The 16,141-nt window shown below is 41.4% G+C and carries 20 protein-coding genes; 10 read left to right on the top strand and 10 right to left on the bottom strand.

Features of this window, described 5'->3' with window-relative positions; translation table 11 throughout:
- Nucleotides 1-422: 422 nt before the first annotated feature.
- Genes BW944_RS08075 through dndB form a run of 5 tightly spaced genes read right to left on the bottom strand, consistent with a single transcriptional unit; the run spans nt 423 to nt 6,595 of the window.
- Nucleotides 423-1,547 carry a cysteine desulfurase family protein gene (locus tag BW944_RS08075; protein ID WP_076558529.1) on the bottom strand — a complete coding sequence of 375 codons (1,125 nt, stop codon included), beginning with the start codon at nt 1,545-1,547 and terminating at the stop codon, nt 423-425.
- Between the two features lie 13 nt (nt 1,548-1,560).
- Nucleotides 1,561-1,929, bottom strand: a complete 369-nt coding sequence (gene dndE, locus BW944_RS08070; RefSeq protein ID WP_076558527.1) for a DNA sulfur modification protein DndE — start codon at nt 1,927-1,929, stop codon at nt 1,561-1,563.
- Nucleotides 1,926-3,908: a DNA sulfur modification protein DndD gene (dndD, locus tag BW944_RS08065; protein ID WP_076558525.1), complete on the bottom strand. Its 1,983-nt coding sequence runs from the start codon at nt 3,906-3,908 to the stop codon at nt 1,926-1,928. The genes dndE and dndD overlap by 4 nt, the downstream gene beginning before the upstream one ends.
- Nucleotides 3,909-3,923: 15 nt before the next feature.
- Nucleotides 3,924-5,498: a DNA phosphorothioation system sulfurtransferase DndC gene (gene dndC / locus BW944_RS08060; protein WP_076558523.1), complete on the bottom strand. Its 1,575-nt coding sequence runs from the start codon at nt 5,496-5,498 to the stop codon at nt 3,924-3,926.
- A complete protein-coding gene (dndB, locus tag BW944_RS08055; protein ID WP_076558521.1) occupies nt 5,498-6,595 on the bottom strand; it encodes a DNA sulfur modification protein DndB in 1,098 nt (365 codons plus the stop codon). Before dndB ends, dndC begins: the two co-directional genes overlap by 1 nt.
- Nucleotides 6,596-6,737: 142 nt before the next feature.
- On the opposite strand from dndB, the gene BW944_RS08050 reads away from it, so the two are divergent.
- From BW944_RS08050 to BW944_RS08025, 6 genes are all read left to right on the top strand, one after another.
- Nucleotides 6,738-7,631, top strand: a complete 894-nt coding sequence (locus BW944_RS08050; protein WP_076558519.1) for an aminoglycoside 6-adenylyltransferase — start codon at nt 6,738-6,740, stop codon at nt 7,629-7,631.
- A gap of 284 nt (nt 7,632-7,915) precedes the next feature.
- Entirely contained in the window at nt 7,916-8,398 is a 483-nt protein-coding gene (locus tag BW944_RS08040) for a DUF3221 domain-containing protein (RefSeq protein WP_076558515.1), read from the top strand.
- 210 nt (nt 8,399-8,608) lie between these two features.
- Nucleotides 8,609-8,887: a hypothetical protein gene (locus BW944_RS08035; RefSeq protein ID WP_076558513.1), complete on the top strand. Its 279-nt coding sequence runs from the start codon at nt 8,609-8,611 to the stop codon at nt 8,885-8,887.
- Between the two features lie 57 nt (nt 8,888-8,944).
- On the top strand, nt 8,945-10,033 hold the full coding sequence (locus BW944_RS08030; RefSeq protein WP_234983150.1) for an MFS transporter: 1,089 nt from the start codon (nt 8,945-8,947) through the stop codon (nt 10,031-10,033).
- On the top strand, nt 10,014-10,175 hold the full coding sequence (locus BW944_RS15260) for a hypothetical protein (RefSeq protein WP_234983149.1): 162 nt from the start codon (nt 10,014-10,016) through the stop codon (nt 10,173-10,175). Before BW944_RS08030 ends, BW944_RS15260 begins: the two co-directional genes overlap by 20 nt.
- Nucleotides 10,176-10,224: 49 nt before the next feature.
- A complete protein-coding gene (locus BW944_RS08025; protein ID WP_076558511.1) occupies nt 10,225-10,581 on the top strand; it encodes a hypothetical protein in 357 nt (118 codons plus the stop codon).
- 88 nt (nt 10,582-10,669) lie between these two features.
- Here the strand turns inward: BW944_RS08025 and BW944_RS08020 are convergent, their stop codons facing one another.
- Nucleotides 10,670-11,449, bottom strand: coding sequence for a cytochrome c oxidase assembly protein (locus BW944_RS08020; protein WP_076558509.1), 780 nt, complete (start codon nt 11,447-11,449; stop codon nt 10,670-10,672).
- Nucleotides 11,442-11,903, bottom strand: coding sequence for a DUF2243 domain-containing protein (locus tag BW944_RS08015; protein WP_076558507.1), 462 nt, complete (start codon nt 11,901-11,903; stop codon nt 11,442-11,444). The genes BW944_RS08020 and BW944_RS08015 overlap by 8 nt, the downstream gene beginning before the upstream one ends.
- A gap of 149 nt (nt 11,904-12,052) precedes the next feature.
- Between BW944_RS08015 and BW944_RS08010 the strand changes: the two genes are divergently transcribed.
- Nucleotides 12,053-12,505: a YueI family protein gene (locus tag BW944_RS08010; RefSeq protein WP_076558505.1), complete on the top strand. Its 453-nt coding sequence runs from the start codon at nt 12,053-12,055 to the stop codon at nt 12,503-12,505.
- Between the two features lie 72 nt (nt 12,506-12,577).
- Here BW944_RS08010 and BW944_RS15035 read toward each other — a convergent pair whose 3' ends face one another.
- Entirely contained in the window at nt 12,578-12,754 is a 177-nt protein-coding gene (locus BW944_RS15035; RefSeq protein WP_159438209.1) for a hypothetical protein, read from the bottom strand.
- A 295-nt stretch (nt 12,755-13,049) separates the two neighbouring features.
- On the opposite strand from BW944_RS15035, the gene BW944_RS08005 reads away from it, so the two are divergent.
- Nucleotides 13,050-13,346, top strand: a complete 297-nt coding sequence (locus BW944_RS08005) for a hypothetical protein (protein WP_234983148.1) — start codon at nt 13,050-13,052, stop codon at nt 13,344-13,346.
- A 24-nt stretch (nt 13,347-13,370) separates the two neighbouring features.
- On the opposite strand, the gene BW944_RS15030 is transcribed toward BW944_RS08005, so the two are convergent.
- Together BW944_RS15030 and BW944_RS08000 are read right to left on the bottom strand one after the other, a co-directional pair.
- On the bottom strand, nt 13,371-13,538 hold the full coding sequence (locus BW944_RS15030) for a hypothetical protein (protein ID WP_159438207.1): 168 nt from the start codon (nt 13,536-13,538) through the stop codon (nt 13,371-13,373).
- A gap of 66 nt (nt 13,539-13,604) precedes the next feature.
- The gene (locus tag BW944_RS08000) at nt 13,605-14,351 is read right to left on the bottom strand and encodes a YqcI/YcgG family protein (RefSeq protein ID WP_143525692.1); all 747 of its coding nucleotides are present in this window, start codon (nt 14,349-14,351) and stop codon (nt 13,605-13,607) included.
- A gap of 248 nt (nt 14,352-14,599) precedes the next feature.
- On the opposite strand from BW944_RS08000, the gene rpsN reads away from it, so the two are divergent.
- Together rpsN and BW944_RS07990 are read left to right on the top strand one after the other, a co-directional pair.
- Nucleotides 14,600-14,869, top strand: coding sequence for a 30S ribosomal protein S14 (gene rpsN / locus BW944_RS07995; RefSeq protein WP_076558503.1), 270 nt, complete (start codon nt 14,600-14,602; stop codon nt 14,867-14,869).
- Between the two features lie 154 nt (nt 14,870-15,023).
- Nucleotides 15,024-16,115: a metal ABC transporter solute-binding protein, Zn/Mn family gene (locus BW944_RS07990; protein WP_084193675.1), complete on the top strand. Its 1,092-nt coding sequence runs from the start codon at nt 15,024-15,026 to the stop codon at nt 16,113-16,115.
- Nucleotides 16,116-16,141 lie beyond the last annotated feature (26 nt).

Genomic DNA, 16,141 nt, shown 5'->3' with positions numbered 1-16,141 from the left:
TGGCTTGCCACCTTCGTAAAGCTGGACGATCTGTTTCTTGAATTCAGGGGTGAAGCTACGACGATTTCGTTTGGTCATGGTTTGGCACTCCTCGACGTTCGATTTTCATAAAGTGTAACGGACCTTAACGAAACTGTCCAATCAAGTGTAGCCTATCTAAAGAGCGGTTGGTAAGATATGTGATAAACGAAACCCAAAAAGATGAGTTAACGCAAATTGAGTTAACTGATGCAGCAAAGAATTTAAACATGCCATACGAAAAGACCCAGTCGATTGCCGAATCTGTCATAGATAAAAACGTCTTGAACACAATGGTATACTTTGGAGAAATTGACACAGTATATTTATTGAAAAAGTATCATGTATATATTCTTAATAACGCTCCTTCAAAATAGTTTATAGGAGAGCAAATATTTGCTCTCCTATAAACTATTAAATATATCTAACTCATCTTTGGTAATGAAAGGGGAAAGAGATATTCGAATGGTTGAACGAATATGCTCTAAACTGTAGCCCATTGCTTCTAATACATGGCTAGGTTTACTTGTACTACACGCAGAGCCAGTCGAAATAGCTATGTGAGGTGCTAAGTTTTTTACAAGTAGCTCATTATTAACCCCCGTAAAAGTCACGCTTAAGATCCCTGGTATTTTTTTTGAACCATCATGATTAAAAGTAATTTTATCACCGAATTTGGTGGTCATGACTTTTTCTAAATACTTTTCATTTTCCTTCAATTGAGTAGAGTGCTGCTCTAAATTTGTTTTAGCTAGCTCGGCTGCTTTTCCTAGTCCAACAATATTATGAACCGGATGTGTACCACTTCTATATCCTTCTTCTTGCCCACCGCCATGCAGCAGGGGAGTAAGCGGGATGGGTAAACCTAATTCATCACGTTTGATAATAGCTGCCCCGATACCTTTTGGTCCATGAAACTTGTGAGCTGAAATGGAGGCAAATTGAAGTCCAGGTATTGTCGAAATATCTACTGGTAATTTACCTATTACTTGAGTAGCATCTGTATGAAAGAACACTTTGTAGTTCGCACAAACTTCTCCTATCTCTTCAATAGGATTTAAAGATCCTGTTTCATTATTTCCCCATATAATAGAAACTAAAAGAGGTGGTTTTTCTTTTATTACACCTTGCAGTTCCTCTATAGAAATCCTGCCATATTTATCTACATCCAAATAAGTTACCTCAAACCCTTGTTGTTCGAGATATTTACATGTTTCTAATACGGCCGAATGTTCTGCCTTTGAAGTGATGATGTGGTTTCCTTTGTTTTGATAGTAGTCGGCAATTCCTTTAATGATCATGTTATTGCTTTCCGTTGAACCACTTGTAAATACTACTTCACGCTCTTCGCATCCAACTAGTGCACCTACCTGCTCTCTTGCCGAGTTAATAGCAGATTTTGCATTCTCGGCCTGATCATAATACTTGCTAGAAGGATTACCAAACTCTTCAAATAAATAGGGTATCATTGTATCTCGAACTTCCGGTAATACTTGTGTAGTAGCACTATTATCTAGGTATAGAGGCATAGCTATAACTCCTTTATATTTTCAGTAAGTTATGGTAAAATCCATCGGAATTTCCTGCATGTCGATATTCGTTTTCTAACAGTTTTACTCCCCGTTCAAGGTGAGCATTAAATAAGGTAGGGAAGAATTCTTCGTCCTGAACTTCTCGTTTCATATATTGTGTTACTAGAGCTTTATATACGTAATCAAACTCTCCTGTTAAAGTATTCCGATTAAATTCAAGTCCAGAAGTATCAGCTAATTCAATAGAGGGTTCCTCTGTGATTTTTAATGATAATGAGACTGCTAACCTAGAAAGGATGTTAGGCGTGAGCTTTGTTGATGATTGTAAGTTTTTTAAGATCTCAGCTGTCTCTGCAGATGTTCTTAACCGAAAGTTCATTTTGATTCCTCATTTCCGACAGTAAAGAAATAATCTGGTTGAATTGAAACACTTTGTTTCTCGTTGTTGAAGTCCAATGTATAAACATGTGATAAATGTGGCTTAATTAAGTCATAGTGAAATTCATCAATTTCTGTGTCAGTAGACAGAAGTAAAGTTTGCTCACCACTTGCTGGTATAAGCTTACTAAGAACGGTCGATTTATGTGTTTTATCTAAACGCCCTAATAGTGTATCGAAAATGAATGGTACTCTACGACCAGAGGCTTTAAACATTGCCCAAATCAAAGACAATAATAAAATTTCCTTTTCTCCTGCAGACAATTTGTCCATGTTTAATTCATTTTGATCTTTGTCGTATAAACTAATATCGAAAGATTCTGCTTCTATAGATATAGCTGATATATAACGTTGTTTCCTCATTAATTGTTTTAACATACTCAAAGCTTCTGATTGAACTTCATGTAATTTCTTTTGTTGTTGCATGTTTCTAAAGTCTTTACTTGTATCAATTAAGTTTTTAATTAAACCTAATGCATTTCTTTGTTTGTGTGCTTTATATCTTTCTTTTTCTTTCGTTTCTAACTTTTGTTCGACTGAAGTAATATTTTCATTTGTCTCTTTTAACTTAGCATGGAGGTTTTCTTTTTCGTTCTCACTGTTTTCAATCTTAACTTTGAGCTGTTCTATGTTTTGGATCATTTGTGTAAACTCATTTGTTTGATCATGAGTGTTAATTCTTTTCCTGATTTTTTTGGCATCTTCAAGTAGTGATTGGTTCTTCTCTAAGAGCCCTGCATAATGATCAGGAGTATTTTCTTTCACTAGAGCATTCATTTGAGTGACTTTGTTTTTTTGATCGTTAGAAGCACTGTGAAATGATTCATCATATTCAGGTTGCATGTGAGTTAACAATGATTGCTTTAAAGTTTGCTGTGCATTTTCTTTTTCATCTAAGTCAAGGTCATTCAGTATAGAATGTAAAGTGTTTTCATTTAGGTTACTAGAAAATTCTTTGAACACTTGTTGTGAATTCTCACTATCCAGTTGTTTTACTGTTTGGTCAAGAAGATCTTTATTTAATTGAAAAGGTAAAATAGTTCCGATATAATTTTTGACTTCATTTGAAAGTTCTTTACGGGTGTTCTCAATATGGTTTAATTGATTAATTAAATCATCACGTTCTTCTTTATATAAGCCTCCGTGAGTTTCAAAATCTTTTTGAAGAGAGGCTAACTGTTCTTTTAATTCAATATTGTTTTCTTCTTGCTCTTGATGAACTTGTTCTAACTCTTCTTTGTTAGCTTTAGCCTGTTGGAGTTCTTCTTCTATACTTAAAATTTCATTATCTAAAGATGAACCTTCTTCTTGAGCTTTACGAGAAGAAAACTTTTCAAGGTCTGTTTCCAAGTTCTCGAATAATGTTAAGTTGAATACTACTTTAGACAATCTTTGCAAATACGACGAAAGCAAGTTGTCGTTTATTATTCTAGATATCTCTTCCCCATCAAAGAGGCATAGATCGAATAATTGAGGAGGCATGCTTTCTTTAAGTTTTGCCAGGTAAATCTCTTTTTCAGACTCATTCAAAATAGAGTCATTCTTGAATATTTGTAACTCTTCTTTTAAGTTATTGTTTTTAAAATGCCAAGCTCGTACAAATTTATAATCAATTTTTTCAAAGTTTTCGACTTCACTGAATTCTAGAATTAATTGAAAGTTATTAGCGTTTTCTCTAAGTGCCTGAGTATTTAGATAGTTATATATTTCTTGAGTATATTTAGAGCTTTCAGTTTTCAATCCATAAGTATAAGGACCAAATAGAGCAATTTTAATAGCGTTGAGGAGAGTGGTTTTCCCTGTGCCATTCTCTCCTCCGATTAGAATTACGTTTTGTTTAGGGCCTTTCACGCTTAAGTCGATTGTATTTTTTTCTTTATAAGCTCCGAAGTTTTCTAAAGTAATAGATTTTATAAGCATGAGAAAGGTCCTTTCTTATAGATGTAAATAATCTTGTGTTAAGGCTTTTTCAATTTCATCGTAAATACCACGTTTCACTTTATAACCTGAATAATCTTTTTCTATGCTTACTAGCTTTTTAACAAGTTTAAAGTCAATATCATTTTGTTCGCAAAGAATCTCTAAATCAGTAATTTGGTCTCCGTCAAAAAGTGGTTGGTCATTGTAATCCCAATCTAAATCAGCACCCATCACTTCATTATAAAGAGTAGGTAAAGAGTCTTCCCAATCACCTTTTTCAAGCCAATATTTTCTTATTACACGAAGTTCTTCTTCCTGGATCAAATCAAAGTTAGGGTCAGTTGGATGGTTAAGATCTCTTTGAGTTTCAAGTAGATATCTTAGAATTTCTTGTCTGGTTTCCATTGTGAATGGTCCAAGCCCTAGTTGGGCATATTTACCATCATTCTTTATAATTAAAATATTATCGTCGCCAGGAGCGCTTAGGTCAACATTGTTCTTTTTAAGGTAAGTGCTGAGATTATTCTCTTCCACAATATTGAAGTTTTCCTCTGATATTGGTAACACACTTTTAGCTCTACTTCCCTTTTTAGGTATGACAGCATGGAGGGTGCCATTAAACTCTTCCGTTTGGACCTCAAGGAAGTAAATTTGTCCATTCATTCTATATTTCATTCTTCGTGTACGGTCGTCACGAATTTCTGCTAGCCAGTTCCTAAATTCAAGCAGAGGTCTCATCCATTCTTCTCCATTTTCAATAAAGCCATTTAGTGCCTTATCTTCGTTAACGACGGTGCATGTCCAACATCCAAAGCGACTATTCCCGCAGGAACCGGCAGATTCCTTAACAGTTTTATCAACCACAAGAGGGCATTCGCCACTACTCGAGTCTTGGTAAAGCTTATATAGTTCAGTATTGTCATCTCCCCATGGTGAGTTATGGTTTAATAAATACTCCCATACATCATCTAAAGAGAATTTTTTAATAGGTGCAAATACATAAGCATTAGGAAGAGTAGAGTGTTTCATCATTCTTTTTCCTTCAACTGAATGAGACTTAATTACGTTTGCACGAGTAGCACTTTCATCTTCCCGCACACCTAATAGCATGATGACTTCTCCAAATTTAGATACTTTATCTTTTACAAATTTGTTCGCAGGATCAATTTTCATTCGATCAGTACACCAACGCATTTGTTGGTTTGGAGAAGGGTAGCCTTTTCCTATAATGTTTCCCCAAAAAGATTCACTTGGCTCTGGTTTCACTTTGTGTGTTTCAATAGGTAATCCGATCTCAAGCGCTTCTGTTTGAATTCTATGCAAGGTGGTATTAATTGACTGGATAATTAATGGAGTCTCTACTAAAGTGTCTGATGATATGATATACACTTTTTTGTGAAGATCTTTAGTATCTAATTCTTTCAAAGAATCGAACACTAATTGACATACTACGGTGGAATCTTTACCTCCGCTATAGCCAACTACCCAAGGGCGATCATCTTCTAAATATGCATCTTTAATCTCGTGTTTAGCCTCTTCTAATAGAGTTTTTTCATCATTAAGCATGTTACTAATAATATTAGTTTCCATTAGTTATTCCCCACTTTCATTTTTTGTTCTGTTTTTTGATCATAGTTTGTTAATGGAAGGCCAATTTTTTGTTTTATTTTGTTAGCAGTAAGTCGAATGGTTAGGTTGCTTTTTTGAATGCGACCATTCGAAGTAAAAGCCCTGTTTTCCCAATCTTTACTGTTTGTTCTTGACCAGTCTATATTCGCTAATTTTTTAATATAAGATTTCCATTGATTAAAATCATGGTCTACTGCAGCTTTTCCAATAATACCTGCAGCCTCTAGAAATACACCGTGTCCTACAATATAGTTTGCTCTAAGTTCACGAGGAGTTATTTCTTTATTTAGGATCATTTTCCACTCAGGAATGCTTTCACATAAAACAGGCCAAAACTCCCTTACAATTTCTTCCTCCGTGTGGTCAATGGTCTCCCCTTTTGATTTATCCAAGAGCCTTAAATTTGTATTAAACACATGATTTAAAGCCATTAGTTTTGGTGAATTCTTAGATAGGTTAACCCGTTCCGAGTCTGTGTATCGTGTTAATAAATCATTATCTGCTACAATTTCCTTAGTGAGAATTGATAATTGATCTCTATGATCATAAAGGATACCTATGGAGGTTGTGGTGTTTACTGCGTGTCTATTCAGATCTGAAAAAATTTGCTGTGAATTTTGAAGGCCTTCATCTTTAAAAAATACTACTGAGATTGTTTCGTCTCCTAATTCAGGAGATATTTTTAAAGCTTCCTCAATAGCAGCTCTTCTATGCTGTCCATCATTTATTAAGAAACGAGAGTCAAGTGATATTTGCAGACGTCCTAGATCATTCCAAGTTTGCTCTTCGCTAAAGGGAAGAAATTCTAGTTCTCCATCGATAGAAGCAGTTAAAGAAGAAAACACATAGTCATCGGAGTTATCCAATATATAATTTGTAATTTCAGGTATTCTGTTTTTATTTAAAATTCTTTGTGCTCTGTATTGAGCAGGAATCTCTTCTTCATTGAATAAAAAGATTTTGGGAATGAGCCGTAAAGGGCACATTATTACAAAGTACTCTTTGCCTGCTTGCATTCCTCTTAGAGCAGGGAAATTGTAACTGAATGCAGAGTCCATGTAAATACATCTCCTTAAGTTACGTACGTAATTGATGTTAGTTTTATTGTAAGACACATATGTTCGGTAGTAAAGTATTTAATATAATGTAATAAGAACTAATTTTATAATACAAGTTTTTAAAGCTGAAGAGGTGAATTACATGCGCAGTGAAAAAGAAATGATGCACCTTATATTAGGAACTGCTAAAAAAGACGAAAGAATCCGTGCCGTCTATATGAATGGTTCCAGAACGAACACGACAGTTACCACGGACATCTTTCAGGATTATGATATTGTCTATGTTGTCACAGACACCACGCCTTTTATTCAGGACAAGACCTGGATCAACAGATTTGGAGAGCTTCTCATTCATCAGGAACCGGACAAGAATGATTTCTGCCCTGAAAACTTGGGAGCACCCCAGACCTACGGCTATCTGATGCTTTTCAAAGATGGGAACCGGATCGATCTGCACGTTGAGACGAAGGAACATATGAAAGAGAACTACCTCAAAGATAAGTTAACCGTACCGCTCCTCGACAAAGATGACTGCCTCCCGGATATACCACCTCCAACAGATGAAGACTATCACGTGAAAGAACCGACGGAAGCAGAATATCTCGCGTCCTGTAACGAGTTCTGGTGGTGCCAGCAGAATGTCGCCAAGGCCCTTTGGCGCGACGAGTTGCCTTATGCGAAGTATATGATGGAGTGTGTGATCCGGAAACAGCTGGATAAAATGACGGAATGGTGGATAGGGATCGATACGGATTTCAGCGTTTCGACGGGGAAGACGGGAAATTATTTTAAGCGTTTGTTGCCGGTATCCTACTGGGAACAATACAAAGCCACTTATACGGACGGAGAGCACGAGAATGTATGGCATTCGCTTTTTGTCATGGGAGAGTTGTTCCGTACGTTGGCGAGAGTAGTGGGGGGACACTTTTCTTATACTTATCCAGAGCACGAGGACCGGAACATGACCGCTTATCTGAAGCAAGTGGAGTCACTGCCCGGGAATGCAGAAAGGATATTTGACGATGAATGTAGTTGAATGGCTGTATCTATATCTCGCAGGTATTGGACTCGTCAGTTTGGCGCCAGGTATTTTTGTCGTGAAGAAAACAGGCCAGGCCGCAGGAGGATTCGCTGTAACGTTATGGGTCAGTCTAATGCTGCTTATTTTTCTGTTCCGGTGGTTTCACTCAGCTGCTTCGGATATATTTATGGGGACCATTCCCTGGATTTTCAATCAAGTCTTCGTAATTGGACTTTACCTATTATATATCCTCATAATATGGTTTCTCCTAAAGAAATTTTCGGTAAGGAAGTGAATTTATGAAGAGAATACTTATCGCGTTGTGTGGGATGATTTTACTCGCAGGGTGTTCCTTCCCTGATTATAAAGGCTACGTGATGGAGAAAGAAGACAGGAGGATCCTTGTCGTTTCCCCCGAAGCGGAAGGGTGGAACGGTAATGATGATCAGAAGCATTATGATGCACTTTGGGCGTCCGGGGTACCGGAGGATATTGAAATCGGGGAGCAGGTAGAGGTCTGGGCAGATACTGTGGCAGAATCCTATCCTGGCCAGGCGAATCCGGAGAAAATCAACGTCTTGCCTGCTGATGAACCGGAAGCGGCTGATTTGACGGAAGCGGAAGCGATAAGAAAGGCCTTGGAGGAGAAGGACCACGAAAGAGGGATGAAGGTTATCAAATCTTCCGAATTCAAAGAAGAGGATGATGAATGGATAATCGAAATCGTATACACCAATAGTGGAACGCCTCCACTTGAAGTGAGGGTCGCGGACCGGGAGTGATTCAAGTTAGATAGGGAGATACACCAGCCTATAAAGCAGTTGAAACCGTTGCGAGAGAGTCCTTCTGAAATTTGTATAAGTGACGGGAATCTGATGAAACAGGTTCCCTTTTTTTGCAAAAATTGAAACTCGCAGTCGTGCTATACGTATGAGTGGTAAATGGTCGATGAAGCATTAGTTTCATTAAGAGGGGAAGGTCCGGTGTAAAAGATGAAAACAGCCTATCTGATCAATACGGTTATAAGCGGAGCCCTGGCGTTACTGATCGCCACCTTCTTTGCACAGGGGACGATTGCAGAGAACTATTCGGACAAGACGTGGGTTGCCCCTGAATTTTTGTGGGTGTTGCCTATATGGGGGATAGGATTTCTGATTGGACTATTTGTATATAGAAGCAGAGCACCGGGAATATTTTTGTTCTTCTCGATTCTTGTTACTTGGGCTTCCATTCCTATAGGGATAAGCATAGGGTTTGAACTGGCCGGGTGACTGATTATCATATTCTGATCCATACGACTATCACTGCACCCGGTAAGGAGCTTTTTTATGAGAAAACAATTGAAAGGATGGAGAGACCCTGCGCTGTTACTGACCTCCATGGGAATAGCGAGTATCGGAGACTTCATCTATCTGGTGGCCATCAATCTCATCGTATATCAAATGACCGGGTCAGCTACTGCTGTGGCAGGTCTGTGGATGGTGGGTCCACTGACGAACATCATCACGAAGTTTTGGACAGGAAGTTTTATCGAGTATCGCAGTAAGAAGAAAGTGATGACGATCACATACATAATCAGAGCGGTCTTTATCTGTTTGATTCCGTTCGCCCCGAATATGGTCCTCATCTATGGAGTGCTGGTCCTCTTGAGTATGGCAAAAGCATTTTTCCAGCCGGCCTCGACGACCTACGTCGCACTCCTTGTTCCTCAGGAGAAAAGGAAACGTTTCAATTCGATCCAGTCTTTTGCGACGTCTGGAGCGTTCATTATTGGACCAGCCATAGGTGGGGGATTGATTTTGTTGATGAATGTTGAAATGACCTTGTGGCTGAACGCAGTGTTCTTTCTGTTGTCTGCTCTATTGTTATTTTTCCTCCCTGAACAGAAGAAGGTTGATAAAGAAGCCATCCCCCGGTTGACCCTCTCGCAGGTGGTCGAGGATTTCACAGTTGTTCAGAAATTCATGGTTCAGAATAAATACGTCTCGTTCATTTATCTGGGCTTCCTTCTGGTGATGATTTTCACTTTCGCGATGGATACCCAGGAAGTCGTCTTCACCCAACAGGTCATCGGTCTTTCGGAGATGGAGTATAGTTTGCTGATCAGTATCACTGGCATAGGTTCTGTAATCGGAGCCGTACTGCTTTCGGTGTTTACGAATTTCTTTTCGCTTCGAGCTATGTCTGATCATGACGACGGTCGGATATATCATATACGCGTTTTCCTGGTCCTTCCTCACCATCGTGGTCGGCTTCGTCCTCCTGGGTTTCTTCCAAGTCTTTTTGAATGCGGGTATAGCGACGTTTTATCAGAACAATGTGCCTGTGGACGTGATGGGCAGAGTGACGAGTGTCTTTCGGTTGATCCAAAGCGTGGCCCAAGTAGGCTTCATTCTGGTGATAGGGATTGCCGCTGATGTCGTATCTTTACGTCTGACGATTATTGCGTTAGCGCTGGTGATGCTCGCTTCAGCCCTCGTCTTTTCAAGTGTGGTGTGGAAACCGAGTAAAGCATACTTATTCCGGGAAGAAGAGCCAAAAGAAAAATATAACGCCTGAGTCGTTTCACTATCCCGGTGCAGGGTGGGAAGATGAAAGGAGGGGAAGTATGTTTTCTGAAAGACAAAAAGGAGAAATAGCCAGAGTGAGTTGTCAGCTGGAAAGTCTGCATTACAGTTACGGACCAGGCACTCTGATTGCGAGAAAAAACGTATTGGAATTCCAGCCCAGTTCAACATCCATCGCAGCGACGAACGATTCGTTTTCCTTTGAAAAGATGACACCGATCCAAGCAGACGAACCGAAAGGGTTGAGAAGAATATTGAGGATGGTTTTCTTCACCGGTTTCAGAGGGGCGTTCATGTACGAAGGGGAGCGGTACTCCATCGTTCAAGTCACAGATGAGAAAAAGGATTTTGAGCGTTTTGTGGAAACGGTGAATAGGCATATAAAAGAAACAGAGTGAAACTCAGGCAATCAAGAAACTTTTCAAATATTAAAATTCGAGGCGTCTCCTTATTTTAGGGAAGCCCAAACTTGTTGAATAGCTAAAGCTAACTATGAGCTTCCGTCATTTTTTCCGGCTTCGTCGCTTTATACCATTGCAGACACAAAAGAAAGATAATAACCGCATCGATCACATCGCCCCCGTAATACATGATCATCGAACCCGTCTCCGCTTCGGACTTTGGCACGCCAGAAGGCGGAGAGGCGTATAGATATTTCGACAGGATGCCGTGGCCTGCGAGAGCGAATACGAACACGACCGCCCGGTACAGATAGCTGTAACGATGAGCGACGGGCTCCATGTAGATCATGGCCATCGTGAACAGATAGCCGGCGAGGAACACATGCAGATGAATGAGTACGTGGATCCAGAGCTGTTCATGCATCATGTGAAATAGATCCGTCGTGTACAGCACCCAAAGACCGCCTATGTTGAGAACCGAGGCGGTAATAGGGTGACTGAGAACTCGTACATATGAACTTCTCAAAAACAGGGTCAGCTTCCTCGCAAGCGAAACAGGCAACGTCCGCAATAAAAGGGTCACCGGTCTGGCGAGGACGAGGAGGAGCGGAGCCAGCATGCCGAGAAGCAGATGGCCCACCATGTGAGCGCGGAAATCTACAAGCGCCTGCTCTGCCAGAGGGCCGATGACTGCACTTCCGGCACATACCACACCAAGAGAGAAAAGGATAGAGCGGTGCACCGGCCATTTCTGCAAGTGACGGGAACGGCTCGACATGATAGCCGCACTTATGTACAAAACGATAAGCAGCAGAAAAGGGAGAATCAGGATAACATCAAGAAAAAGTCCGCCGCCATTATTCATGGGACGGATCCTCTTTTTTTTGTCTACGTTTTAGAAGGTATACTCCTCCTACAATCATGATCACGGCCGATATATTCCACACTAAGTCATAGGGAAGAACGTTTTCCACGTAACGGATCTGGTGCAGACCCATCAATTTATGCTGGATGATACCGTCATATAGCTGGAAAGCACCTGCTCCGACCAGCACGCCTCCCCACCAGCGGGACCAGTCCGTACCGTCCCTCCGTTGTATATCAGCCAAAAGAAACAACCCGCCGATCGTGGCGAACCAGCTGAAGGCATGGAAAAAACCATCTGAAATCAGACCGACATCGGTAGTCGATTGATCGTAGAAGTGATGCCAACGTAAGAGCTGGTGGAAAATCGTTTCGTCCAAAAACGCAGCGAGCCCGATACCGAACAGGAGTCCGGCCCAGACGTTTCGTTTAGAAAAAAGAGGGTTCGAACCCATAGATTTCTCCTCCCGTACTTGAAAATTCTTCCTAACAAGTACCCCTGTAGCCTGGCTTTTAAACGTACAGGGGAGGGTGAGGGATGAAATCATAGTCGGTCATGGTATAAAATATAAGCAGACAAAAAAGCATGAGCGGGGTGCGAAGCATGAATAAACGGGATGTAGATGATTACTTGCAGGAAGGTATATATGGAGCGAAGGAAACGAAACCTGGGGAACGGAGGCGCTTCCTGGGTACACTGCGGGAACGTGTGGTTCTTGTGCTGGATAAGGGCCAGGTGATGCAGAAGCAGGGGATGGATGAGTTGGCGGAGCAGATGGAAGAACACCCGGATGCAAAGCTTTTGTTGAACGGGGAGATCAGATATAAGTTCCGGAAGCCTTATTCCCGGCTGGCCGATCAGCACGGGATTCATACGACGTCCGTCTCTAATCAGGAAAATGATACGGATGTAGGAGTGATACTGACTGTCGATTATCCGATCGAAAAGGAAACGATTGAAGTCAAGACCGACATTCCTTCAAAAGAAACGAAAGACTCACCCAGGGGAAAAGGAGTGAAAGGGTTTCTGAAGTGGATCTTCAAACCGTTGAACTGATCTCCTGCTGCTTCTTCAGTTTTGAAAAAAAGTACCAAAGCATATGCTTTGGTACTTGATAAGCTTGATTCATTAAATGTGTTGAACCAGGCGGCTATGTGTTTTACCACAATTTGTACATTCCGTCCATAACTTTTCCACAATCTTTTCGGAAAACTCTTTCGGGACTATTTCCACGACTTTTTGTTCGTCATGAAAACATTGCACACAGTGGTTTTTAATGATAGAACCGATTTTGTATTGTTTCAAAGTCTTGCCTCCTCTCCTATGTGAAGGAGACAACAGTAGGAAAATATATAATAATATATCCGTGTATAAGTTTCAACCCTTAGGAAAGATGTTTTTGAAAGTCATATTTTCCGGGTAGATTTTCTGCATAACCACCTGATAAGGGGGAAGATCATGAGGGACAGAATTTCCCACAAAGAAATGGACCGGATTCTGAAAAAATTGGAAGACGATTATGTACAGGCGCTGAAAAACAACGACTCCGCTACGGTCGAGGATTTCATTGAACAGTTTCTGTATGATTCGTGGGAGTATAATGAAAAGAACTATCGAGAATATCAAGCTCGTCTTCAGCAGGTACGTAGAAGGCGATATCAACGTTCGTACCTTCGGCGGTGCTTTCAATGAGATGGTCGATCATCTCCAAAGGAAGCTTGAGAATCTCGATCAGAATGGGGATTATCCTGGGATCCATTCCGGAGAGGGGGCGTCCCTGCTCGTCGCTTTTGTGGACGGTCTTATCGTTCAGTATTATACAGGGGCCCACGATATCGAAGCACTGAATGATAAGACGCCGTTTCTGAAAAGCGTACTGTTGAACTCGTTACAATGAAAGATTGATGGAGAGAAGCTTCGGCTAACGGAAGAATACGGCGTATACTATAAGAGCTGTAATTATCACGAGAAACAGTAGCCCGGCACTTTTCCAACCTAACCCGGTCAATTTATCATATTGGTTCTGCTTCTCTCTCCTTCGTCTTTGTGTGTCCATTTGTTCTTCAACGGTTTCATTTTCTTTACTCATGTTAGACCTCCTTTAGATATTTCTACGGGATGGGTCGGCATGGAGTTTCAGTTTTGGCCAATTTTTTCAGGTACCGCGATTATGAATAAACGGACACTTCCCTTCAATCGGAGTGATATCATCGCCGATGAAAGATTGCTTCCACTCATTGTGATCGGGATCGCCGAAGTGGCTGATATCCGGGTGTTTCGGCAGCTGATCCCATTGTTCCACGCGTGCTCTCACTTTTTCGCGGGACATGATGCCGCCTTTCTCCGTTCCTTCGAGTCCCTGAAAAATCTTACGTGGTTGGAAGCCGAGAATCATGCTGTTGCCGAGATTCCTCGTTTTCCGCTGTTTGTAGGCAGGTGCGTTTCCGAACGTAAAGATCGGCTCGCCGGCGAAATGGAAGTCCCACAGGTGATGCTCCGGGTCTCTTGGAGCTCCTGAGGGCCACGGTTTACGGTCGTTTTCGTGCAGGTACTGGAGGACTTCCCAAAAATGTTCTCTATAGTAATCGAGTGACATTTCCTCTGTTTCCGGTTCGACGAAAATGAAGAGACCGTGGCGCAGCGGGTCTGGCTGCTTGAACAAATCGAGGAAGCGTTCAACGGTATCCGGGAAGTGGCTCCAGTCATCGTGTTCAAGGAATGTGTAGCGCAGCTCCCCTTTATGCTGGGCACGCATGCCGAAGAAGCAGGGGAAAGTGGGGTCTGTGACGATAGAGCTGAACGTCTCGTATTCATTCCGGAACCAGCGGGGCAGGGCGTCAGTTTCTTTATTGGATTCGATGAACTCTTTTGTCAGCAGATGGGAAGCTTTGCTGTCGATCATGAGCGGGAACACTCCTTTGAAATAAGTTGGAATTTAGTTACGAATACCCTTATTCATATTTTGTGAAACAGTATGTACTTTTCCGGAAAAAGAGGGACTTGCGTTCCATGAGTGAGAATGATATAGTAAATAAACGAACTAAATCGTAACGATTACGGTTTAGTTTTTGCTTGATTTAAAAGAGACAGCCGGACAGGTGTGTTTCTTTTAAATCGTAATCATTACTATTCAAGGAGGTTCCAATATAAATGGCTAAGAAATCCAAGATAGTCAAAGAGAAGAAACGCCAGGAGATGGTCGCTAAATACGCAGACTTAAGACAAGAACTGAAAGATAAGGGTGACTACGAAGCACTGCGTGAACTTCCGCGCGATTCCTCTCCTACACGTTTGACAGGACGGTGTGAAGTGACGGGAAGACCACGCGGGTATATGAGGAAATTCGACATGTCCCGTATCGCTTTCAGGGAATACGCTCATAAAGGTCAGATTCCCGGTGTGAAAAAAGCCAGCTGGTGATTTTGTGTCAGTTTTGAAGTGAAGGATGTCATAGCTCTGGAGACAGGCCGGTTATAAAACCGGTTATAATTAAACCCACAAACCGTAATGATTACTATTTAACGCGTAGTCATTGCGGTTTGCAAGTACATATGCAAGGAGAGGGGAAAAGATCATGAATAAAGTTTGGAGTATTATTGTTTTAGTGGTGCTGATGCTGGTATTAGCAGCTTGTGCAGGAGAGGGTTCCGATAACAATCAGGAACAGAAAGAGTCAAAAGACGAGTTGAAGATTTTCACGACCGTATATCCGCTTCAATTTTTCGCTGAGCGTATTGCCGGAGACCGTGCGTCGGTTGAATCGATACTTCCTCCGGGGGCAGACTCCCATACGTACGAACCGACTTCCAGGGAGATGGTGGAGATCGCTGAAGGGGACGCCTTCATTTACAATGGGGTCGGACTGGAGACATACGCAGAGCAGATTTCAGAGTCTCTTGAGTCGGGAGACGTACGCATCATGGAAGCGGCGGAAGGGATAGAGTTGCAGGAACATATCCATAGTCATGAAGAACATAACCATGGTTCAGACGAGAGCGGTCATGAAGATGTAGAGGGTCATGGAAAAGAAGACGAGGAGGATGCCCACGCAGGTCATAACCATGGAGACCAGGATCCACACGTGTGGCTCGATCCTTTGAAATCCATAGAACTTGCCGGGAATATCAAAGACATGCTTGTAGAATTGAAGCCAGGACAGGAAGAAGTGTTTCAGGAAAATTATGAAGAGTTGAAAGAAGAGCTTCAGCATCTCGACGAGGATTTCCACAAAGAACTGGAACAGTTGCCGGGAGATAAGATTGTTGTGTCGCATGCAGCTTACGGCTATTGGGAGAAGGCGTATGGATTGGAACAAATTGCGATTTCCGGTCTTAGTCCTGTGAACGAGCCCTCTCAGAAAGAATTGGAGTCCATTGTTGAAACAGCTGAAAAACATGGTTTGAACCACGTATTCTTCGAGCAGAACGTGACTCCGAAGGTAGCGGAAACAGTTAGAAAAGAAATCGGAGCTGAGACTTCACGTATCCACAACTTGTCTGTACTTACCGAAGAGGATATCGATAAGGAAGAAACGTATTTCACATTGATGAATCGTAATCTGGAGCGGTTGAAAGAAGCTTTATCCAAGTCTTCTTCAGAATCAAGTGAATCTTCCGGGACAGAAGAACATGGTCATAGTCATGAGCATAGTGAGGATGAAGAATAGAAAAGTATCTGCGATTAGACATATTC

This window comes from Salimicrobium flavidum, from assembly GCF_900156645.1.
GTDB classification, from domain to species: domain Bacteria; phylum Bacillota; class Bacilli; order Bacillales; family Halobacillaceae; genus Salimicrobium; species Salimicrobium flavidum.
This window is presented reverse-complemented; position numbering and strand designations above follow the sequence as displayed.